The sequence below is a fragment of the Reyranella humidisoli genome, assembly GCF_019039055.1.
In the GTDB taxonomy this organism is placed as follows: Bacteria; Pseudomonadota; Alphaproteobacteria; order Reyranellales; family Reyranellaceae; genus Reyranella; species Reyranella humidisoli.
This window is the reverse complement of sequence record NZ_JAHOPB010000002.1, coordinates 724756-746675: the sequence shown is the minus strand read 5'-3', so window position 1 is coordinate 746675 and position 21920 is coordinate 724756. Positions and strand designations below refer to the sequence as shown.

Annotated in this window: 16 protein-coding genes; 12 read left to right on the top strand and 4 right to left on the bottom strand. The window is 66.9% G+C overall.

Translation table 11 applies throughout. The features are described 5' to 3' along the window. Window positions 1-2: 2 nt before the first annotated feature. Window positions 3-1322 (bottom strand): MFS transporter, encoded by a 1320-nt coding sequence (locus tag KQ910_RS21960; RefSeq protein ID WP_369408421.1) that lies wholly within the window; start codon window positions 1320-1322, stop codon window positions 3-5. A 196-nt stretch (window positions 1323-1518) separates the two neighbouring features. Between KQ910_RS21960 and KQ910_RS21955 the strand changes: the two genes are divergently transcribed. The 3 genes from KQ910_RS21955 (at window position 1519) to KQ910_RS21945 (ending at window position 5986) form a co-directional block, all read left to right on the top strand. After that, a complete protein-coding gene (locus KQ910_RS21955) occupies window positions 1519-2439 on the top strand; it encodes a class I fructose-bisphosphate aldolase (RefSeq protein WP_369408420.1) in 921 nt (306 codons plus the stop codon). A 134-nt stretch (window positions 2440-2573) separates the two neighbouring features. Further along, window positions 2574-5450, top strand: a complete 2877-nt coding sequence (locus KQ910_RS21950) for a DUF4114 domain-containing protein (protein WP_216965258.1) — start codon at window positions 2574-2576, stop codon at window positions 5448-5450. Then, window positions 5447-5986, top strand: a complete 540-nt coding sequence (locus tag KQ910_RS21945) for an ester cyclase (RefSeq protein WP_229600850.1) — start codon at window positions 5447-5449, stop codon at window positions 5984-5986. The genes KQ910_RS21950 and KQ910_RS21945 overlap by 4 nt, the downstream gene beginning before the upstream one ends. On the opposite strand, the gene KQ910_RS21940 is transcribed toward KQ910_RS21945, so the two are convergent. Then, a complete protein-coding gene (locus tag KQ910_RS21940) occupies window positions 5983-7017 on the bottom strand; it encodes an SGNH/GDSL hydrolase family protein (protein WP_216965257.1) in 1035 nt (344 codons plus the stop codon). The two genes, KQ910_RS21945 and KQ910_RS21940, sit on opposite strands and share 4 nt — an antisense overlap. 127 nt (window positions 7018-7144) lie before the next feature. On the opposite strand from KQ910_RS21940, the gene thiE reads away from it, so the two are divergent. Next, window positions 7145-7780 carry a thiamine phosphate synthase gene (gene thiE / locus KQ910_RS21935; RefSeq protein ID WP_369408418.1) on the top strand — a complete coding sequence of 212 codons (636 nt, stop codon included), beginning with the start codon at window positions 7145-7147 and terminating at the stop codon, window positions 7778-7780. On the opposite strand, the gene epmA is transcribed toward thiE, so the two are convergent. Next, on the bottom strand, window positions 7760-8755 hold the full coding sequence (epmA, locus tag KQ910_RS21930; RefSeq protein WP_216965255.1) for an EF-P lysine aminoacylase EpmA: 996 nt from the start codon (window positions 8753-8755) through the stop codon (window positions 7760-7762). The two genes, thiE and epmA, sit on opposite strands and share 21 nt — an antisense overlap. Before the next feature lie 44 nt (window positions 8756-8799). Here epmA and KQ910_RS21925 point away from each other — a divergent pair, with 44 nt between their 5' ends. From KQ910_RS21925 to KQ910_RS21900, 6 genes are all read left to right on the top strand, one after another. Then, window positions 8800-9153 (top strand): MmcQ/YjbR family DNA-binding protein, encoded by a 354-nt coding sequence (locus tag KQ910_RS21925; RefSeq protein ID WP_216965254.1) that lies wholly within the window; start codon window positions 8800-8802, stop codon window positions 9151-9153. A gap of 133 nt (window positions 9154-9286) precedes the next feature. Next, complete coding sequence (gene efp, locus KQ910_RS21920) at window positions 9287-9856, top strand: elongation factor P (protein WP_216965253.1); 570 nt, start codon at window positions 9287-9289, stop codon at window positions 9854-9856. 73 nt (window positions 9857-9929) lie between these two features. Continuing rightward, window positions 9930-10778, top strand: coding sequence for an inositol monophosphatase family protein (locus KQ910_RS21915; RefSeq protein ID WP_216965837.1), 849 nt, complete (start codon window positions 9930-9932; stop codon window positions 10776-10778). Between the two features lie 108 nt (window positions 10779-10886). Further along, window positions 10887-11804, top strand: coding sequence for an OmpA family protein (locus tag KQ910_RS21910; protein ID WP_216965251.1), 918 nt, complete (start codon window positions 10887-10889; stop codon window positions 11802-11804). 39 nt (window positions 11805-11843) lie between these two features. Next, entirely contained in the window at window positions 11844-12995 is a 1152-nt protein-coding gene (locus KQ910_RS21905) for a flagellar motor protein MotA (protein WP_216965249.1), read from the top strand. A 5-nt stretch (window positions 12996-13000) separates the two neighbouring features. Then, window positions 13001-14272, top strand: coding sequence for a peptidoglycan -binding protein (locus KQ910_RS21900; RefSeq protein ID WP_216965247.1), 1272 nt, complete (start codon window positions 13001-13003; stop codon window positions 14270-14272). A 33-nt stretch (window positions 14273-14305) separates the two neighbouring features. Here KQ910_RS21900 and KQ910_RS21895 read toward each other — a convergent pair whose 3' ends face one another. After that, complete coding sequence (locus tag KQ910_RS21895; protein WP_216965245.1) at window positions 14306-14734, bottom strand: DUF1489 family protein; 429 nt, start codon at window positions 14732-14734, stop codon at window positions 14306-14308. Between the two features lie 372 nt (window positions 14735-15106). On the opposite strand from KQ910_RS21895, the gene KQ910_RS21890 reads away from it, so the two are divergent. Both KQ910_RS21890 and pbpC read left to right on the top strand, forming a co-directional pair. Continuing rightward, window positions 15107-19870: an alpha-2-macroglobulin family protein gene (locus KQ910_RS21890; RefSeq protein WP_216965243.1), complete on the top strand. Its 4764-nt coding sequence runs from the start codon at window positions 15107-15109 to the stop codon at window positions 19868-19870. Window positions 19871-19882: 12 nt separating this feature from the next. Further along, window positions 19883-21919: a penicillin-binding protein 1C gene (pbpC, locus tag KQ910_RS21885; RefSeq protein WP_369408417.1), complete on the top strand. Its 2037-nt coding sequence runs from the start codon at window positions 19883-19885 to the stop codon at window positions 21917-21919. Window position 21920 lies beyond the last annotated feature (1 nt).

The window sequence follows — 21920 nt, the reverse complement described above, 5'->3', positions numbered from 1 at the left end:
GCTCAGACCCTGGCGCGCCCGGCAACCATCCGGACCTTGCCGGGCGATGCGAACCAGATCGAGACGGCCCCCAGCGCGCTGAAACCCAGCGCAACAACGAACGCTGCACGATAGGAGCCTTCCATGTCGTACAGAACGCCAGTGATCCACGGTCCCGCGGCGCCGCCCGCCAGCAGCGAGACCATGATGATGCTGAAGATCGAGCCGAAGTGCGGGCCTTCGAAAATCTCGGCCACCACCGAGCCCATCAGGCTGGTGAACGAGTAGCCCAGCACGCCCTGCGAGAGCACCATGAGGTAGAGCAGCGGCTGCGACGGTCCGCCGGCGAGCGCGAGGAGCGCCCCGTAGCAGATCACGAAGCCCGTGCCGGCGATCGTCCAGACGATCTCGCGGCCGATGCGGTCCGACAAGGCGCCAAGCAGGATCTGGCCGGGAATGCCGACCATCGCCACGAGGCCCAGCGCCCAGGCCGACTGCATCGGACTGAAGCCGATCTCGACCAGGTACTTGGTCTGGTGCACCTGGACCGCATACCAGGCGTAGCCCGTGCTGAAGAAGCCGATGCACAGCCACCAGAAGCGGTGCGTCCGCACGGCCCTGGCGACCGTCCATTCGACGGCGGCCCAACGCGGATCGACGATGGCCGCGGCGCGCCGCGCGGCGGCAGACCCTGCTTCCTTCGCACCGTCCGGCAGCAGGCCGAGATCCTGCGGCCGCTTGGTCACGAACAGGTTCAGCGGCAGCAGGACGAAAAGGGTCATCAGCCCGAGCGCCCAGCAGGCGCTCCGCCAGCCGTCCTTGAGAATGATCGTCTGCAGCCAGGGCAGGATCAGGATCGCGCCGACGCCCACGCCGGAAAAGGCGATGCCGGTCGCCAGCGCGCGGCGGCGCACGAACCAGTTGGGCAGATACTGCGACTGCACGGAGAAGCTCATGCAGTTGGCGCCCGCCCCCACCAGGACGCCGAGTGTCGCGTAGAGCTGCCACGGCGCGTCGATCACGGTCGCGCCCAGCAGGCCCGCCACCGTCAGCACGACGCCAATCTCGATCACGAACCGGGGCCCACGACGATCCATGGTCCGGCCGACGACCGGACTGATCACCGCCGACACCAGAAAGCCGAAGGAGAAGGCGCCCGCCGCCAGGCCACGATCCCAGCCGAATTCGTCGACGATGGGCGGAAACATCAGGGAGAAGGCCGTGCGCGTGGTCACGCTCACCGCGACGGTCAGGAACGCAATCGCGATGATCACCCAGCCGAAGAAGAACGGCAGGCGCGCCGCGAACGACGCGGGTCGCGGAGGCAAAGAGGGAGACGGCACCAATACTCCTCTATCCGTTTCGCCAGTCGCATTGTGGCAAACAGGGGGCCGCAGCCTGTCCATAGCTCCGCCCCGGGGTCAATGATGCGGCAGGTAGTCGGGCCGGTAGCGGGTCCGCCGGGGCTTGAACCTGCCCCCCGGCACCGCTATCACCGGCTCCGTTTCCCCTCGAATGAACCGCCCTGGGAGCTGGACCGTGAAGATCACCCGTACCGTCAAGAAAATCCTCGACAACTACGAGAGCGATTGCCCCGGCACCAAGGCCAACCTGGCCCGCATCCTGATGCATGGTCGCCTGGGCGGCACGGGCAAGATGGTGATCCTGCCGGTCGACCAGGGCTTCGAGCACGGCCCGGCCCGCTCCTTCGCGCCGAATCCGGATGCCTACGATCCGCACTACCACTACCAGCTGGCCGTCGACGCCGGCCTGAACGCCTATGCCGCCCCGCTGGGCCCGCTCGAGGCCGGAGCCGACACGTTCGCCGGCGCGATCCCGACGATCCTCAAGTGCAACTCGGCCAACTCGCTGTCGACCAACAAGGACCAGGCCGTGACGGCCACGGTGGCCGACGCGCTGCGTCTGGGCTGCTCGGCGATCGGCTTCACGATCTATCCGGGCGCCGAAGACCAGTACGAGATGATGGAAGAGATCCGCGAACTGTCGGCCGAGGCCAAGTCGGTCGGCCTCGCCGTCGTCATGTGGTCCTATCCGCGCGGCGGCAAGCTCGACAAGGCGGGCGAGACCGCCATGGACGTCTGCGCCTACGCCGCCCACATCGCGGCCCTGCTCGGCGCCCACATCATCAAGGTGAAGCCGCCGACCAACGTGCTGTGGCAGCCCGAGGCGAAGGCCGCCTACGAGAAGGCCAACGTCGACATCTCGACCCTGCCCGCGCGCATCAAGCATGTGATGCAGGCGACCTTCAACAACCGCCGCATCGTCGTCTTCTCGGGCGGCGAGGCGAAGGATCTCGAAGGCCTGTTCACCGAGATCCGCGGCCTGCGCGACGGCGGCGCCAACGGCTCGATCATCGGCCGCAACACCTTCCAGCGCCCGCGCGCCGATGCGCTCGACATGCTCGACAAGATCATCAGCATCTACCAGGGCAAGATGTAGGGCATCGGCACTAGCAGGAGTTTCAAAAGGCGCCGGGTAACCCGGCGCCTTTTTTTTGCTGCCTGGCTTCCGTTTGACCGACTCCGGACCACCGACTACCTTCGCTTGGGGAGTTTCCGACTGAGCTTTCAAATATGACGATTAGTTACGTTGCCTTTGAAAACTCTTCTTTCCTCGACTTTCAAGGGTATCGCAGCGACGTCGTTCCCCTTTCGGGCGGAACAGTCGTCGACGACTTCAAGGTCAACGTCGCCCTCGTATTCGAGCGCAACGCGCCAGCCTCGCAGCTCGAAGCCCTGCTCGGTCAGGACTGGGGAACGCGCCAACAGGAAATCGCCCAGATGACCAGCGCGGGCACGCTCTGGTCGACCTACGGGGCGAACGCAGAGGCCTACCAAAAGGCCGTTGATTTCCTGAAGTCACCCGACGTCAACATCAAGATCCGCGACTTCGAGACGACGAGCACGCAATACATCTCCTCGGTCGAATCCCGCACCCTTTGGGTAGAGCTCGACAAGTCTGCATTCGAAACCCTCTTCGACACGAAGTTGCTACAGGGTCAAACGGCCACCGGAAAAGCGACATGGTACTGGGACGGCCAGTTGTCCCTGCCGACGGAACTCTCCGGCGCTCAGGGCGTGGCGGGGCTATGGTTCGACAGCTACGAGTTCACCACGGCGTTGCCCGACAAGACGGGCGTGACCCCGGCGCCACTGGATCAGGGATCACAGAGCGTCGGCAATGCCTCTACGCTGAGACCGGATGACAAGGCGCTCTATCCCTCCGACATAGCGGCCAACTACTACAATTTCCCCCTGACGGGTGATACCAGCCTCAGCGTTCAGACCGGCACCATCGGCCTGCTCGAGTCCGATCTGGGGATCAGGGTAAAGGACAACGACTTCGCCAGCCTGCTCGCCACCTATCGGCAGGGCGCCAGCATCGACACGCCGGGCGACGCGGTGGGTGTCGACCCGGGCGGCGATGCGGACAAGACGAGCGGCGAGCGCTCACTGGATGTCGGAATCGCCACGACGATCAACCCTCAGAGCAAGCTCGTGCTCTACGCCGGTTCGGGCAAGAAGGATGATGCCAAGTCCGAACCCTTCACCACGTATCAGGCCGCCATCTGGGACACCCGCCACGACCCCGAAGTGATCTCCTCATCCGAGCGTTTTGCCACCTCGCAGATGACTCCGGATTCGCCTTTTGCCTTCGCCGTCAACCAACTCCTGATCGATGCCGCCCTTGCCGGCATCACCGTATTCTCATCGGCGGGCGATGGCGGCTCGGGATATCAGACCGCAAACGGCCTGACGAACGTAAGCGGCGCGCGCGCCAGCCAGTACAGCGTCATCGTTGGCGGCACGTCGCTCAGCAGCATGGAAATAGCGACAACCGATGCGACGCTATCCACCATCATGGCCAAGGCCCTGGCGGGCGATCTCGATACGATCTGGCGGCTGGTCACCAACGGCCTCAACGTGTTGCCCGCCAACGCCCTGGACTGCGACCGCCTGATCGAGACCGTGTGGAATACCTATTCGCTCGACGACAACACCTTTGCCGAGAAAGGTTACTTCGGGAACCTTGCCGGCAATGGCGGCGTGGATTCCACGCAGGCCATCCCTTGGTATCAGACTGCCTTCGGGCTGACGCCGACGACAACGGACGGACAGGCCTTGACCGGTCGCGGCGTGCCCGACGTATCGGCCAATGCCGGCGGCAACCTTTTCTACCTCGTGCCCAAGCCGGATATGAAAGAGACGCATGGAGACGCCGGAACAAGCGCGGCAACGCCGCTCTGGGCCTCGCTTGCAATCCAGATAAACGCGATCCTGCTGGATCAGGGAATGCACCTGAAGCTCGGGTACATGACCGACCTGCTCTATATTGCGGCCGCCGTCGCACCGGGATCCTTCAACGATATTCGGGTCGGCAACAACACCTCGTCTTTTTACCTGAACGGCACCTATCATTCGGACGGTCAGGACATCACACCGACCGGCCACGGCTACGAGGCCGACCAGGGCTACGACCTGGCCTCCGGCCTCGGCTCCCCCAACGGCCTGCTGCTGGCGCGCGCGATCTCCGAAATCACGAACGCTCAGGTCCATTTCGCCACGACACCCGACGTGATCGATGCCAACGGCTTGGGCGGCTGGACCAGCGGCACGACGCAGACGCTGCTGCTACAGACCACCGCAAACGCCGATGCGACCGTCACCGTCACGACCGGCTCGACGGCAATCGATGCCAGCAGCGCCGCGCACGCGACATACGCCTGGACCAGCCAGCTCGCGCAGCAGTCGCTGCAGACCGACTTCGACGGCACATTGCTCGCCTTGTTCGACGGCAGGACACAGGGAACGCTAACGCAGGCGAGCGTTGCCAACGGAGACAGCGTGTCGGTCACTTTCAACGGCACGACGACGGTTGCGGCGCAGGCAAGTCTCAGCGCCTCGTTCGGCTTCGCGGATTTCTTTTCCGATGCCAGCAACTCGGTGCGCCTCGCGCAGGCGGTCGCTGTCGCCGAGACTGCGGGCGGTGCCGACGATTTGAACGTCGTCGTGCGCATGCGCCAGGTCGCCGGTGCCGACCTCTCGCTGATGCTCTACAAGGTCGACGATTACAACGGTACCATCAACGGCGTGGCGCCCAACCAGGCGGGCTATGCGGCCCTCGCCAGCGTCAATGCCTATGAGGTGATTGGCGGCGGCTCGTCGATCAACGGCCCCGGCGACGGCAGTGCGGCGCAGAGCCAGATTATTGGCGTCGATGCCGGCGACCTGATCGCCATGCAGCTCACCAACGTCACCAACGGCGACGTCTTCTGGGCCTTCAGCCAGGCCAACGAGGTGGTGAACGGCAGCCATGTCGCCCATCTCTGGAACTACGGCGCCAACACCTGGGGCTGGGAAGACCTGTACGGCGGCGGTGACCGCGACTTCAACGACCTCATCGTCCAGCTCGACTTCACGAGCGCCGTCGGCCAGGGACTCCTCGTATGAATGACCTGAGCGGCTCCCGCGAGGTCACTCCCATGACGCATCGTCAAAAACACCATCCCGAATTGCCCCACGAAGAGGAAATCGACCTCACGCCGTCACGTCTCAGCGCGCAAAAGAATGTCGTGCGCGTGTTCTACAAGGACCTGTGGGACAAGGCCGACCTCAGCCTCGTTCCGACGATATTCCACCCGGACTTCACCTTTCGCGGGTCGCTCGGTCCCGTACTCGTGGGCCACGGGCAGTTCGGCAACTATGTGACCTGGCTGACGGAAACCCTCGAGGACTACACGTCCGACATCCTCGAACTCGTGGAAGAAGGCAGCCGAGTATCGGGCAAGCTGCGTTTCCATGGCATTCACCGCCGCACGCTGTTCGGCGAGCCGCCGACCAATCGCAGGGTCTGGTGGTACGGCGCACCCATCTTTACGTTCGACGGCCCGCTCGTTCGCGATCTCTGGGTGCTGGGTGACATCCACGGCTTGCGGTCCCGCCTTGCTCCGGCGGAAGGGAATGCCCTCAGATTCGACCGCGGCTAAAGCAGGCCGTTGTCGCGAACGTACTTCGCGATCTCCCGCGCGATCAGTTCGTGGGCGGCCCGGTTGGGATGCCCATCGCCCACGATGTAGAGATTGGTGCCCTTGTCCCTCTCCCGCTGGAAGGCTTGCGTGAGGTCGAGGAGCCGGATGTCACCGATCAGGCGGGGCAGCGCTTCGGGTGCCGAGTAGTAATTCGTCGGCAGATAGACGACGAGCAGCTTGGCCCCGATCGCCGTGGCCGACCGCTCCATCTCGCGCAGCAGATAGCCCAGCGCCTCTTCCTTTTTCCGGTCGGTCGGCGTGCTGTAGGTGGCCTGGGCGTATTCGATCCGGCCGCGAATGACATCGACGCCGTGCGTCAGCCAGGTGACCGGGTTGGTGAAGTCGCCCGCAAGATGGCGTTGGAAACGACGCACGCCGTTGCTCTCGGGCGGGGCGATGTAGGGTTCTCCCGCCGCGTTCCAGGTGACGTGCGAGGCATCGAAGCAGAACGGATAGTAGGACGGGAGGCACGGCATCACGTTCCGCTCGAAGTGATGGGCGATGATCCCGTACACGATCAGCTTGGGTTTGAGATCGCCGTTTCGGCGCAGCATCTGAAGCGACTGGGTCGTGCCGTAGGCCGCCATCGCGAAGTTCGACACGCCTGTCCCGAGTTCACGCGCGAGATGCCGGGCATAGGTTTCCGGATTGGCGAGCGCATAGCCCCATGAGAATGAGTCGCCGACCACGAGGACATCGACCTGGGCCGGGCTGCGCTGCCCCGGTCCGTCGACCCGCGCGCCGCGATCGTCGGTGTAGATGTCGAAGGCGAATGTCTGGCGGTCGCGAACGGCCGGGTAGATGCGCCGTGCGTGGGAGCTGGGATTGGCCCTCGCGCCGATCTCGGGGTCGAACACCAGGAGACGGTCGCCTTCGGATATCAGGGGAATGCTGGGAATGGTCAGGTAGGCGGCGATGGCGATCCCGGCCAGGACGCTGGCGGCGGTCGACACCAGCACCAAAAGAATGGTCTTGCTGACTTTGTTCATGGTTCCTGGCGAGAAGGCTGCCGTCAGTTAGCCCATGCCGCCGCGGCAAGACAACGGAAGGATTTCCCCGCCCGCCTCTCGACGCGGCGCCGGGTTCCGCATACACCACACGAAAATCAGGAAGCCCGTGACCGCCCGTCTCTATCTCATCTCGCCCGCCCGCATCGAGCATCCGTCGATCTTCGCCGACGAACTGCGTGCCGCCCTCGACGGCGGCGACGTTGCGGCTTTCCAGCTCCGGCTGAAGGACGTTCCCGACGACGAGATCGCCCGCGTCGCCGACACGTTGCGGCCGATCTGCCAGCAGCGCGACACGGCGCTGATCATGAACGACCGGCCAGACCTGGCGGTGAAACTCGACTGCGACGGCGTGCATGTCGGCCAGGACGACATGCCCTATGCCGAGGCGCGCCGGATCGTCGGACCCAACCGGCAGGTGGGCGTCACCTGCAAGGCGTCGCGACATCTTGCGATGGAGGCGGCCGAGGCCGGTGCCGACTACGTGGCCTTCGGTGCCTTCTTCCCTTCGACCACAAAAACGGTCACCACGCCCGCCGATATCGAGATCGTCGAATGGTGGAGCGCGCTGATGCAGGTGCCCTGCGTCGCGATCGGCGGCATCACGGTCGAGAACTGCAAGCCGTTGCTCGTCGCCGGCGTCGACTTCCTCGCCGTGTCCGGCGGTGTCTGGAACTACGGCGACGGTCCCGAGGCGGCTGTCCGGGCCTTCAACGAGCTCTTCTCAGCGCACGGGCAACCATAGAACGTCCTCGATGCGGCCCGCGCCGCTCGCCAGCATGACCAGGCGGTCGAAGCCGAGCGCGATGCCGGAGCAGTCCGGCAGGCCGTGATCGAGCGCGGCCAGGAAATCCTCGTCGACCGGCCAGCGCACGCCATAGAGCCGATCCTTCAGGTCCATGTCCGCTTCGAGACGTTCGCGCTGGATTCGCGGATCGGTGAGTTCGCCGAAGGCATTCGCCAGTTCCACCCCGCAGACATACAGCTCGAATCGCTCGGCCACCCGAGGATCGCCCGGCTTGGCGCGGGCGAGCGCCGCCATCGAGATCGGGTACTCGCAGAGAATGGTCGGACGGCCCATGCCGAGCCGCCGCTCGATCTTCTCGAACATGATTCGGAAGAAGACGTCTTCCCAGGTATCGCCCGCATGCATCGCGACGCCGGAGGCTCCCGACAGCGCCTCGGCATTGCCCATGGTCGCGAACAGGTCGACGCCGGCATGGCGAACGAAGGCGTCGGCGACCGTCAGCCGCTCCGGCTCGGCCCTCGGATCGCAGACATGCCCGTTCCACCGGAGCTGATCGACGCCCAGCGTGGCGAGCAGCGCGGCGCAATCCGCCATGATCGCCTCGTAGCCCACGGCCGAGCGGTACCACTCGAGCATCGTGAATTCGGGATGGTGCAGCGCCGAGCCCTCGGCGTTGCGAAACACCCGCGCGAACTGGAATATCCGCGGCAGTCCACCTGCCAGCAGCTTCTTCATCGCGAACTCGGGCGAACTGTGGAGCCAGCGCTCCCGCGACTCGCCGTCGGGCAGCTCCCATTCGGTGGCAAAACCGGTGAGATGGACTTCGGCTCCGGGCGCGGCCTGCAGGATAGGCGTCTCGACTTCCAGGAAGCCTTCGCCCGCGAACCACTGCCGCATCGCGGCCTGCAGCCGGGCACGCGCCTGGAGATGCGGCAGGCGCCGCTCAAGCCTGTCGGGACGCCAATCGGTCATGCGCCAGCATCGCACGCCGCCGGCACGGCGTGTAGGATGTCGTCATGACGCCGAAGCAGGTCGATGCCTATTGCCGCAGGCTGCCAGCAGCCACCAGGACGGTGCAATGGGAGGGCGTCACCGTCTTCAAGGTCGGCGGCAAGATGTTTTGCCTGATCGGTCCGCCCGGCCATTCGGTCGCGCGCCTCTGCTTCAAATGCCCGCCGGAGCATTTCGAGGCGCTGTCCCATGCAAAGGGGTTCAAACCAGCCCCCTACCTCGCCCGCGCCACATGGGTTGCCCTGGAAGATCCCTCGGTCCTGACTCCGGCCGAGACGCGCGCCTACCTGAAACAGGCCCACGCCGTCATCGCGGCAGGCCTTTCGAAGAAGAAGCAGGCCGAATTGGGCCTCAAATAGCCCCGGAGGGCCCGTGGCCGGCCGGTTGCGACCCCGGGCCGCCTTTGATAGAAGGCCGCGCCGGCCTCGAACCGCCCTCGCGGACGAGGCCGAATTCCATTCATCCGAGACAGCGGTAGGGCCGGGTAAACCCATGAAAGTCCAAGTCAATTCCATCCGAGCCGGCAACGTTCTCGAATATAACGGCAAGCTCTGGGTCGCCTCCAAGGTGCAGCATATCAGCCCCGGCAAGGGTGGCGCTTTCGTCGCCATCGAAGCCAAGGCGCTGCGCGAAGGCAACAAACTGCAGGAGCGATTCCGCTCGGGCGAGACCATCGAGCGCGTCCACATCGACGAGCGCGAGTGCACCTACCTGTTCAAGGACGAGGCCGGCTTCACGTTCATGGACAAGGAGACTTTCGAGCAGCTCGTGGTCGGCGCCGACGTCCTCGACGAGGATCAGTCGCGCTGGCTGCAGGACGGCATGGAAGTGACCGTGTCGCTCTATGAAGGCACGCCGGTCGGCGCCGAGTTGCCGAAGACCGTCATTCTCGCCGTCACCGAGGCCGATGCCGTGGTGAAGGGCCAGACCGCCTCCTCGTCCTACAAGCCTGCCATCGTCGAGGGAGGCATCCGCGTGATGGTGCCGCCGCATATCGGCGTCGGCACCCGGCTGGTGATCAACACCGAAGAAGGCACCTACATGGAACGCGCCAAGGATTAGGCGCGCACCCGTGGCCCTCCCAACCAACCGTCCCCCGAGAGAAACACCGGTCGCCCGCGTCGGCCGCGCCCCGATGGGCGAAGCGCGCGAGCGCTCGGGCCCGCCCGAGCGCAAGTCGCTGGCGCAGCGCTCGGCCACCGTCACGGTCATGATCCGTGCCGCCTTTGCCGCGGCCAAGAGCCTGAAGCGCGACTTCGGCGAAGTCGAGCATCTGCAGATCTCCGAGAAGGGACCTGGCGACTTCGTGAGCCATGCCGACATCAAGGCCGAGCGCACGCTGCGCACCGAACTGTCGCGCGTCCGTCCCGACTACGGTTTCCTCGGCGAGGAAGGCGGCGAGACCAAGGGCGATGGCCGCAACCGCTGGATCGTCGATCCGCTCGACGGCACGACCAACTTCCTGCACGGCGTTCCCCACTTCGCCATCTCGATCGCGCTGGAGCGCGAGAAGGAGATCATCGCCGGCGTCATCTACCAGCCGATCTCCGACGAGCTGTTCTGGACGGAGAAGGGCAACGGCGCCTATGTCGACACGCCGAATGCGCGCTCGCGTCGCCTGCGTGTCTCGGGCCGCAAGGATCCGGCGCGCGGCCTGATCGGCACCGGCATCCCGCATATCGGCAAGGGCAACCATGCCGCCTATCACGCCAAGCTGGCGGCTGTGACCGAGCGCACGGCCGGCGTCCGCCGATGGGGTGCCGCCGCGCTCGACCTCGCTTTCGTGGCGGCCGGCCGCTACGACGCCTTCTTCGAGTTCGGTCTGGCTCCCTGGGATGTCGCCGCGGGGATCCTGATGGTGCGCGAGGCCGGTGGCCTCGTGGGTGACGTCGCGGGACAGCCCTACGAACTGGGCGGTCCGTCCCTTCTCGCCAGCAATTTCGGTCTGCGCGACGCCATGGTCGACATCCTGTCGAAGGCCTGACCGTTCGTTCGTGCGAATTCGTCCGCAGGCGCGTCGCCGCCGGCGGTTGAGCGCACGGATTCCATTCGGTATGGTCGATTGCCAAATCCCTTGGAAAGGCAATTGGTTATGCCCCCGTCTTCGGTCGCTGCACGCAGCCTGGCTCTCGCGCTGTTCGGCGTCGGCGCTGCGGCTTTTGCAGCGCACGGGCAGAACGTCACCGCCTTCAATCCTTACTCCGGAGTCGGCCTGCCGGGCGGTGCTTCCCCGCAAAGCGCCGTGCAAGATCCTCCTGCCGTGACAGCACCAGCCGTGCCCCCGGCGCAAGTTGCCGGTCCGGCGTTCAACCCCTGGGCGCTCTCGGGTGCTGCCCCCGTGGCCCCCCAACAAGCCTCTCCCCCATCCGGGCGCGCCACCGAGCCGGGAGCCAGCCTGCCGGCACCGACCGGGCGGATCGCAAGCCGCATCGTCGCCGTGCCGGAATTGACGACGAACCACAGCCGGCCGCGCGACAGCCAGAAGGTGAGCGCCGCCGAACCCGCACCCAGGTCCCCATCGGTGGCGGCCGTGACCCCCAAGGCATCGCCGGCAGCCGCTCCGAAGTCGACGCCCGCCGCGCCCTCTCCCAAAACCACCGCCGCTGCCGCTCCGGCGCCCGCAAGTGCGCCGCCGGCAGCCGCGCCCGCACCTGCGCCGGCGGCGCCCGAGCAGAAGATGGCGGCGTTGGCGCCACAACCCTCACCCCCGGCACGGGTTCCCCTCACCGTTTCCCTGGTCTTCACGCCGCGATCGGCCGAACTCTCGGACTCTTCGCGGACGGAGCTGGACCGGTTGATCAAGAGCATCTCCGACCAAGGTCTCCGCCAGGTCGAGTTGCGCTCGTTTGCCGGCAACGGCGAGCCGGACAGCCGCAAGGTTTCCCTGGCGCGCGCCCTCAACGTCCGCACCTACCTCATCGACAAGGGCGTGAAGTCCAAGATCGAGATCGGCACTTTTTCCAGCAGCGACGGCAACGAGCGGGTCGAAATCGTGGTGCCCAACACATGATCGCCCGCAGGGAGAGCCCCAACGGCAGCGGGAGTTCGCATGAGTAATCCGCTTCCGTATCTCGTCCGCATGCTGCTGTTCCTCGCGGTCGTGGCCGGCATCGCCTACCTGCTGCACCATGATCTGCTGCGCGTGTTCATGAACACGCCGATCCTGAACAGCGTCATCGTCGGCGTTCTCGCGATCGGCATCTTCTTCGTGATGCGCCAGGTTCTTTCTCTGTGGCCCGAGGTGCGCTGGCTGCGGCGCTTCCAGCATCGCGAACCCGGCGCCCCTCCGCTCGATCCCGGCTCGATCGACCTGATGGCGCCGATGGCCGCCATGATGGGCGAGCGGCAGGACAATTTCCGCCTGTCTCCGACGGTGACGCGCGCGATGCTCGACGGCATCGCCAGCCGTCTCGACGAGCGGCGCGAGCTCAGCCGCTACATGATCGGCCTGCTGATCTTCCTCGGCCTGCTCGGCACCTTCTGGGGCCTGCTGGAGACGATCGGCGCCGTCGCCGACGCCATCGTCGGCATGCAGGTCACCGGCGGCGACGCCGTCCAGATCTTCGCCAAGCTGAAGCAGGGTATCGAAGGACCGCTCAAGGGCATGTCGACCGCCTTCGGCGCCTCGCTGTTCGGCCTGTCCGGATCGCTCGTCCTGGGCTTCCTGGAATTGCAGGCGAGCCAAGCTCAGGGCCGCTTCCACACCGAACTCGAGGAATGGCTGGCCGGCGCGACGCGCCTGTCCAGCGGCAACCTGCAGACCGAGGGCGAACAGGGCGTCTCGGCCTATGTCGAGGCGCTGCTGGAACGTACCGCGGACGGCCTCGACGATCTCACCCGCACGCTTCGCCGCAGCGAGGAAGGCCGCGAACAGGCGGCCGCCGCCAACGCCACGCTGGTTGAGCGCCTGTCCTCCCTGACCGAAAGCATGCGCTCGCAGCAGGCGCTGCTGGCCCGTCTCGCGGAACAGTCCATCGAGCTGCGCGGCACCGTCGCGCGCCTGATCGAGCGCAAGCCGGAGCCCGCAGACAGCGACGCCCTGCTGGCCCACCAGCGCAATCTCGAAGCCGGCCTCGCCCGGCTGATCGATGAGAGCGTGCGCAGCCGCACGGCGCTGGCCGACGAACTGCGCGGCGAGTTCCGCCTGCTTGCCCGCACCATCGCCTCGACGCGCGGCGCGCCGCCGCCGAGCGACGGCTAGCCGCCATGGCGGGCGCATCCCGCCGCCGCGGAGGGGGCTCGGCCGATTATACCTGGCCGGGCTATGTCGACGCGCTGACCACGCTGCTGATGGTCCTGATCTTCCTGCTGTCGCTGTTCAGCGTCGCCCAGTTCACGTTGACCGACACGTTGAACACGCGCGACGTCGCGATCGACGCCCTCAACAAGCAGCTCGGCAGTCTCGCCAGCGTGCTGTCGCTAGAGAAAGCGGCAAACGACGGACTGAAGCAGGATCTCGAGAAGCTCACCCTGCAGCTCCGCGAAAACCAGGCCGAACGCGACCGCCTGGGCGCCGATCTGGCAGCCCAGCGTAGCGCAGCTGATGCGCTGAAAAGCGAGCGTGACCGTCTCACGGCCGATCTTTCAAGCCAGCGCAGTTCGTCGGACGCGCTAAAGATCGAGCGCGACCAGCTCACCGAACGCCTGACCTCGATGATGGCGGAACGCGACCGGCTCGCCGCCTCTCTGGAGAGCGCCAACAAAGAGGCCTCGTCCACCGCCTCCAAGGCCGGCGATCTCCAGAAGGAGATCGAGCGTCAGCGCCTCGAACTCACGCGCCTCGCTGCGTCGCTGGCGGCCGCGAACCAGGACAAGGGCAAGCTGTTCGGCGACCTCACGGAGGAGCAGAAGCTCAGCGCCGAGCAGAAGGCCGCCGTCGTGCGCCTCACCGCCGAGATGGCCGCCCTCAAGGACGAGCTGGCGCGCCTCGGCACCGCGCTCGACGCCGCCGATGCCAAGGCCAAGGACCAGCAAGCCCAGATCGTCGACCTCGGCCAGAAGCTGAACCGCGCGCTGGCCAGCAAGGTCGAGGAACTGGCGCGCTACCGCTCGGAGTTCTTCGGCAAGCTGCGCGAGGCGCTGCGTGGCCAGCGCGACGTGCAGATCGTCGGCGACCGCTTCGTCTTCCAGTCGGAGGTGCTCTTCCCCTCTGGCTCGGCCAAGCTGGCGGAAGGCGGCGAGAAGCAGCTCGCCAACGTCGCCAGGCGCCTGGTGGAGATTTCGGCCACCATCCCCAAGGACATCAACTGGGTGCTGCAGGTCGACGGTCACACCGACAACAAGCCGATCAGCAACGCGACCTATCCGTCGAACTGGGAACTTTCGGCCGCGCGCGCTATCGCCGTGGTCAAGTTCCTGCACAGCGAGGGCATCCCGAACAACCGCCTGGTGGCAGCCGGTTACGGCGAATACCAGCCGCTCTCGTCCACCGACACGACGCGCAACCGGCGCATCGAGCTGAAGGTGACGAACCGGTAGAGCGCCGCGAATACGAGCGGGCTTCTGCTCGGCCTACAGCAGCCCCAGCCTCTTCAGCTCCGCAGCCATTTCGGGCGGCATGTCGGCCGTATCGCCGCTCGACAGGTCCGGCGGTGCCCGCTCGGGCTCGAGGTAACGCCAGCCCTGGAAGGCCTTGCAGGCGCGCGGTGCGGTCTGGATCAACGTCCGCTTGAGCTTGATGCGGCAGAACTTCTTGCCGCTCTCCTCGTCGAAATCGTCCTCGAAGCCGACCAGTTCCTGGCGGCAGCGGATGACGCCGCGCACCACCCAGTAGAGCGAGCCCCCCTTCAGGTCGTCGCCACGCCGCGGCGAATTGCGGGTGTAGACCCAGTGCGGCGAGCGTGCGGACTGACGACGCTCCGCGCGTCGCACCGCCTGGACCTTCTTCATGTGGGCAAGGTCGTCGACGCCGACCGCGAGCTTGATGAGATGCAACGCCATCGCTTGCGATTAGTACGCCGCGGCCCTTTCGCTCAAGCACCGCCTATCCACAGCGTGACCTTCCCGCCACAGCCTGAGAGAATTGGTGGCCGGACTTCGGACTCCACATTGTCTGCACAATCCACGCTCTAAAGTCGGGGCGCTTTTTTCCGCGGGGTTCTCATGAATCGTTCGACGCTGGCTGCCTTGGTCGTGGCCCTCATGCTGGGTTCCGGCATAGCAGGGTACCTGATTGGAAAGCCTGCCGTTTCAGTCGAGCGTCCCGCGGCGGCTACGCCTCCGGCGTCTCTCCCTGCTGCGCCCTCTGCGGCTCCCGCTCAGGCTTCGAACCCGCCGGCACCCACTTCGCAGTCGGCCGCCCCGGCGCCGATCGTGCAGCCGCCGACACTTCCGACCGATCCTTTTGCCTTCCGTCGCGTCGGTGTGGATTCCAGCCGCTCGGAAGCCGAAGCCTGCCTGGCCTTCAACAAGCCGCTCGCCACCGGCGACGTGAAGTATGGCGACTTCATTCGCATCGAGCCCGAGGCTAAAACGGCACTGCGCGTCATCGACGATCGGCTGTGTATCGCGGGGCTGACCTACGGCCAGGACTATACGGTTAAGCTGCTGGCCGGATTTCCCGGACGCGACGGGCAGAAATTGCGCGACGAGCAGAGCGTGAGCGTGGCATTGGGTGCCCGGCCCGCCGTCGTCACCCTCCCCGGCAAGGGTTTCATCCTGCCGCGCGGAAGTGCGGCCGGCCTGCCGGTCACCACCATCAACGTCTCCAAGGTCGGGATTTCCGTCTATCGCGTGAACGAACGCGGGATCGATCGCTTCTCGGCCGACCGCTCCTATGATGTGTCGTTCCCGGGCTCGGAGCCGATTACCGAGTCCTGGTCGCTTCGGAGCTGGCTGAACGGCAGCAATGGCGCCGAGCAGTGGTCCGGCACGATGGAGGTGCGCAACGTCCCCAACCAGGCCGTCGTCACCGCCTTTCCCATCCGCGAGACGATCCAGGACTGGAAGCCCGGCGCCTATTTCGTCGTCGTCTGGAACGCCGCCAAGCCTCCGTCCCGCGACTATGACGACGACGAGACGACAAGCGGCGGTGCCGCTGGCCTGTGGGTGATCGACACGGATATCGGTCTCACCTCTTTCAGCGGCGACGACGGCTTGAACGTGTTCGCGCGCTCGCTCCAGACCGCCCAGCCGCTGGCCGGCATCGAAGTCACGGTCCTCTCGCGCGGCAACGAGCCGATCGGCAAGGTCGTCACCGGCGCCGACGGGCGCGCCTCGTTCGCCGCGGGCCTTCTCAAGGGTAGCGGTGCGGCCGAAGCGGTCGCGGTCATGGCGCAGGATCCGGCAAAGAAGGATTTCTCCCGCCTCGAACTTACCAAGTCGTCTTTCGACTTATCGGATCGCGGTGTCGATGGACGCGCGCAGCCCGGCCCGGTCGACGCCTTCCTCTATACCGAGCGCGGCGTCTATCGCCCCGGTGAGACGGTGCAACTCATGGCGTTGATGCGCGACGATGCAGCCAACGCGCTTGCCGACCTGCCCGTCACCTTGATCGTCAAGCGCCCCGACGGCAGCGAGTTCACCCGCTTCACCCACGCCTTGCAGGGTTCCGGCGCGGTTTCGCAGGCAATCGACCTGCCGAAATCCTCGCGGCGCGGCCGCTGGACCGTAGCGGCACATATCGACCCCAAGGGCGCCCCCGTGGGCCGGGTCGAATTTTCGGTCGAGGATTTCGTCCCCGAGAAACTCAAGGTCGAACTTGCACCCGAACAGCCGATCGTCCGGCCCGGGACCCTGAACCGCTTCGCCTTGTCCGCGGACTTCCTCTATGGCGCGCCCGCATCGGACCTCGCCGTCGAGGGCGAGATGCGCATTACGGTCGACGACGCGCCGTTCCCCGCCTTCGCCAAATACCGGTTCGGCCCGGAGGAGGAGCGTGAAAAATTCGAACCGCCGTTCATCGAGTTGAAGGGCGAGAACACCGACAAGGCCGGCAAGTCGAGCCTCGAATGGAGCGGCGACCTCGCCAAGGACACCGTCCTGCCCCTGCGCGCGCAGATCCAGGCGCGAGTCTTCGAACCGGGCGGCGGTCGCGCGACCAAGACGGACAAGGTCATGCCTGTCCGCACGCGCGACACCTACCTCGGCATCTCCCCCACGTTCGAAGGCCGCTATTCGCGCGAGGGAGTCGACACCGAGTTCGATGTCGTGGCGGTCGATGCCGGAGGGGCGCAGGTCGCCCGCTCTTCGGTCGAATACCGCATCGAGCGCATCGTCTACGCCTATCAGTGGTTCCAGGTCGACGGCCGCTGGCGCTGGCAGTCGGTCACCAACACGAGGCTGGTGACCGCCGACAAGGTCACGCTTAAGGCCGACGCCCCGACCCGTCTGTCGCAGCGCCTGGATTGGGGCCAGCACAAGCTCACCGTCGTCGACAACGAGAAGAACACCTCCACGAGCCTCACCTTCTACGTGGGCTGGTATGGCGGCACCTCGACTGAGGAAGCGCCCGACACGCTGCGCGTCGCCAGCGACCGGCAGAACTACGCGGCGGGCGACAGCGCCCGCCTGCGCATCGAAGCGCCGTTCGCCGGCGAGGCACTCATCGCCATCGCCACCGACCGCATCGTCTCGACCCAGTCGGTGCAGGTGCCGGCCGGAGGGACGACCGTCGAAATCCCGGTCAAGGCCGAATGGGGCGCAGGCGCCTATGCCCTCGTCACGGCCTGGCGGCCACTGGCGGCCCCCGCCGAACGCACGCCCACCCGGGCGATCGGCGCCGTATGGCTCGGCCTCAATCCGGACCTGCGCACGCTCGGCGTTCAGATCGGCACGCCCGAGAAGATCACGCCGCGCCAGCGCATCGAGGTGCCTGTGAAGGTGTCCAACCTGCAGGCTGGCCAGGACGCGTTCGTCACCTTGGCCGCCGTCGACGAAGGCATCCTGCAACTCACGCGCTACAAGACACCCAATCCGGCTGACTACTATTTCGGCAAGCGTCGTCTCGGCGTCGCCATGCGTGACGATTACGGCCGCCTGCTCGACACCCGGGCCGACGAACTCGGGCGCATCCGGTCCGGCGGCGATGCCGGCGAGATCGGCGGACTCGACGTCGTCCCGACGCGCACCGTGGCACTGTTCAGCGGCCCGGTGAAACTCGACGACAAGGGCGAGGCGAAGATCGCCTTCGACATCCCCGATTTCATCGGTCAGCTGCGGCTCATGGCCGTCGCCTACGACAGGAACCGCGTGGGCTCGGGCGAGCAACGCCTGTTCGTGCGCGATGCCGTTACCGCGGATGCGGTGCTGCCGCGCTTCCTCGCCCCGAAGGATCTCGGGCGGGTGGCGCTGTCGCTGCACAATGTCGACGGCCAGGCCGGCGACTACCGCGTCACGCTGACGGCCACGGGCTCGGTCTCGCTCGAGCGGCCGGTGAACGAGACGAAGAGGCTCGCCGCCAACCAGCGCGAGCTGCTGACCTGGCCGTTGCGCGCGGGAGATGCCGGCTTCGGCAAGGTGACCGTCGCCGTCCAGGGGCCCGGCAACTTCGCCGTCCAGCGCGAATGGGACATCCAGGTGCGGCCGGCGCAGACGCCCAGCGCCGTCGATACGGTGGCGCGACTCGGACCCGGCAACGAGGCCACGGTCGACCGCAACGTGATCGCCCCCTTCGCCTCCGGCACCGCCCAGGTCAGCGCCTCGCTGACGCGCATTCCCGGCATCGACGTCGCGGGACTGCTGCGGGCGCTCGACAAGTATCCGTTCGGCTGCATCGAGCAGACGACCAGCCGCGCCATGCCGCTGCTCTACTACAACGACGTGGCGATGCTCGGGTACGGGCCAACCGATCCGCGCATCAACGATCGCGTCCAGGATGCCGTCTATCGCATCGTCGACATGCAGTTGCCCGACGGTTCGTTCGGCATGTGGGGTCCCTTCTCGACGCCCGCGGCCGAATGGCTGCAGACCTATGTGCTCGACTTCCTGGTCCGCGCCAACCAGCAGCAGATGGCCGTGCCGTCGGCGTCGCTGCAGCGGGCCCTGAGCTGGCTCAACAAGACGGCGGACAAATTCTCGCCCAACGCCCAGTCCTATGCCTGGTACGTGCTGGCGAAGTCGGGGTTCGCCGATCCCGGTCGCGTCCGCTACTTCCAGGACACCAAGGCGGCCGAGATGAAGGGCGGCATCGCCTGGGCGATGCTGGCCGCGGCCCTGAACCAGGTGGGCGAGCCGGGACGCGGCCGCCTCGCCTTCGCGACCGCGCGCCAGCGCATCGACGAGCGCGATCCGTCCGACTATTACGGCTCGCCGCTGCGCAACCGCGCCGCGCTCGTGACCCTCGCCGTCGAGGCGGGCGGCCGCGAAGCCCTGACCGAAATGACCAGCCTCGTCGGCGAGCGGCTGGCCGCCTCGATCGGCCAGACCACGACGCAGGAACAGGCCTGGCTCGTGATGGCCGCACGCGCCATGAGCGGCAGCACGCAGCTTGCCTATTCGGTCGACGGCCAGCAGCGCCAGGCGGCCGCCGAGCCGGTGGTATTCAACCCCGACGCGGCCACCCTCGCGCGGGGCCTCAAGCTGCGCAACGACGGCGACCGCCCGATCTGGATGCAGGTGACGGCGCGCGGCGTGCCGCTCGACCCGCAACCCGCTGCGACCGCCGGCATCAGCGTGAAGCGCGAGTTCCTGAAGCTCGATGGCGAGCCCAGTTCGCTCGGCCGCGTGCGGCAGAACGAGCGCTTCATCGTCTCGATCTCGGGCCGGAACCTGGAGGGCGGCTACCACGAGGTGGCGTTGCTCGACCTCCTGCCCGCCGGCTTCGAAATCGAATCGGTGCTGAACGAGGAGACGGTGAAGTCGTTTCCGTTCCTGGCCGACCTGACGCAAACCCGCGTCTCCGAGGCCCGCGACGATCGCTTCTTCGCGTCCTTCGACATGGGGACCCGGCCGTACCAGACCTGGTGGGATTCCTCGGCCAGGAACCCGAACTCCTATCACGTCGCCTACATCGTGCGCGCCGTGACCCCCGGAACCTACGCCGTCCCCGCAACCAACGTGTCGGACATGTACGCCCCGCGCGTTTATGGCCGTACCGCGATGGGCACCCTGACGATCGTTCCGCCGGACGCACGCTGACGGCCGCCGGACGTGAAGCTGGGGAACCTCCTCGCGGGCATCGCCGTCGCCGCCACGACCCTGGCGGCCACGGCGCTTGCGCTCGACCGCGTCTTCCCGCCCGACCTGTCGCGCTACCACGATCGGTCGACCGAGGTGGTCGACGCCAACGGGCGCCTGCTGCGCGCCTTCACGACCCAGGACGGCAAGTGGCGCCTCAAGGCCACCGTCGACGACGTCGATCCTCTCTATCTGGCGCTGCTCAAGGCCTACGAGGACCGTCGCTTCGATGAGCATTGGGGCGTCGATCCGCTCGCCGCCCTGCGCGCGGCCAGGCAGCTCGCCGAGCGCGGGCGCATCGTGTCGGGTGCGTCCACGATCTCGATGCAGGCCGCCCGCCTGCTCGATCCGAGGCCCCGGAGCTTCACGACCAAGGCCATCCAGTCGGCCCGCGCGCTCCAGCTCGAATGGCGTTACTCCAAGCGCGAAGTGCTGGCGATCTACCTGACGCTGGCGCCGATGGGCGGCAATCTGGAGGGCGTGCGCGCCGCTTCCCTTGCCTATTTCGGCAAGGAGCCGCGCCAGCTCAGCGCCGCCGAAGCGGCCCTTCTGGTGGCGATCCCGCAATCGCCGGAACGCCGCCGCCCCGACCGCGCCTCCGCTCTCGCCCAGGCCGCGCGCGATCGCGTGCTGGCGCGTGGGGTGGAACACGGCGTTATCGACGCACCGCTGTTCGAGATGGCGCGCAGTCGCCCCGCGCCCGACCGTCGCCTCGCTCTACCGATGCAGGCGCCCCATCTCTCCGCCTGGCTGGCCGGTCAGTCGCCGGGCACCGTCGTGCCGACCACCCTGCGCTTCGAGTTGCAGCAGGCGCTGAGCCAGCTCGCGCATGAGGAACGCCGCGCGTTCGCCGACGGCGCGGAGATCGCCATGGTCGTGCTCGACAACCGCACCGGTGGTGTCGTGGCCTGGCTGGGCGGCGACAATTTCTTCGGGCGCGCCGGGCAGGTTGACCTCGTGCGGGCCCGACGCTCGCCCGGTTCGGCGCTCAAGCCGCTGATCTACGCCATGGCCTTCGACGATCGCACGCTGCATCCGGAGACGCTGGTCGAGGACGTGCCGGTTCGCTTTCGGGACTGGCTGCCGCGCAACTTCGACCGCGATCATCAGGGCGCCGTGACGGTGCGCCGCGCCCTGCAGCAGTCGCTGAACGTGCCGGCGGTTCTGGCACTGGAGAAAGTCGGTCCGCAGCGATTCCTCTCGACGCTGCGTACTGCCGGCGCGACGCCCGGCCTGCCGCCGGGCGACACCGGCAATTCGCTGGGCATTGCACTCGGCAGCGCAACCCTGTCGCCGCTCGAGATGGCCGGTCTCTACGCGGGTCTGGCCAATGGGGGCAGCTTTGCCCCGCCGCAGGTCCGGCGCGACCGGGCGAAACCAGTGCCGGTGCGCCTCCTCGGCCCCACGGCAGCCTGGTACGTCTCCGACGTGCTGGCCGAGGCGCCTCTGCCCGAAGGCTTCGCCTCCCTCCCCGTGTCCCTGCGCGAGCGCCGCATCGCCTTCAAGACCGGAACCTCGGCCGGCTACCGCGACGCTTGGGCGGCGGGCTACAGCGCCAACTGGACGGTCGTCGTCTGGGTTGGCCACGCCGACGGCACGCCACGCCCCGGCCAGCTTGGCCGGCTTTCGGCGTTGCCCGTGCTGTTCAAGGCGTTCGGCCGGCTGCCTGGCGAGGACAATCGCGCCGTCCGCCCGCCCGCCGACGCGATCAAGGTCTCGTCACATCGCGACTTGCCCCCGCGCATGCGCACGCTGGCCCCTCACGCGGAGACGAGCGGCGGCCCGCGTATCGCCTATCCGCCGGCCGATGCCCGCATCGAACTGGCCGTCCGAGAGGCCGTTCCTTTGAATGCCATGGGCGGCCAGGGACGACTGCGCTGGCTGGTCGATGGGCGGCCACTCGACGGAAACCAGTGGGTCCCCGACGGGGCCGGCGTCGCGCGCCTCGCCGTCGTCGACGAGGCCGGACGCTCAACCTCGGTAACGGTCAGGATCGTCGAGCGGCGATAGC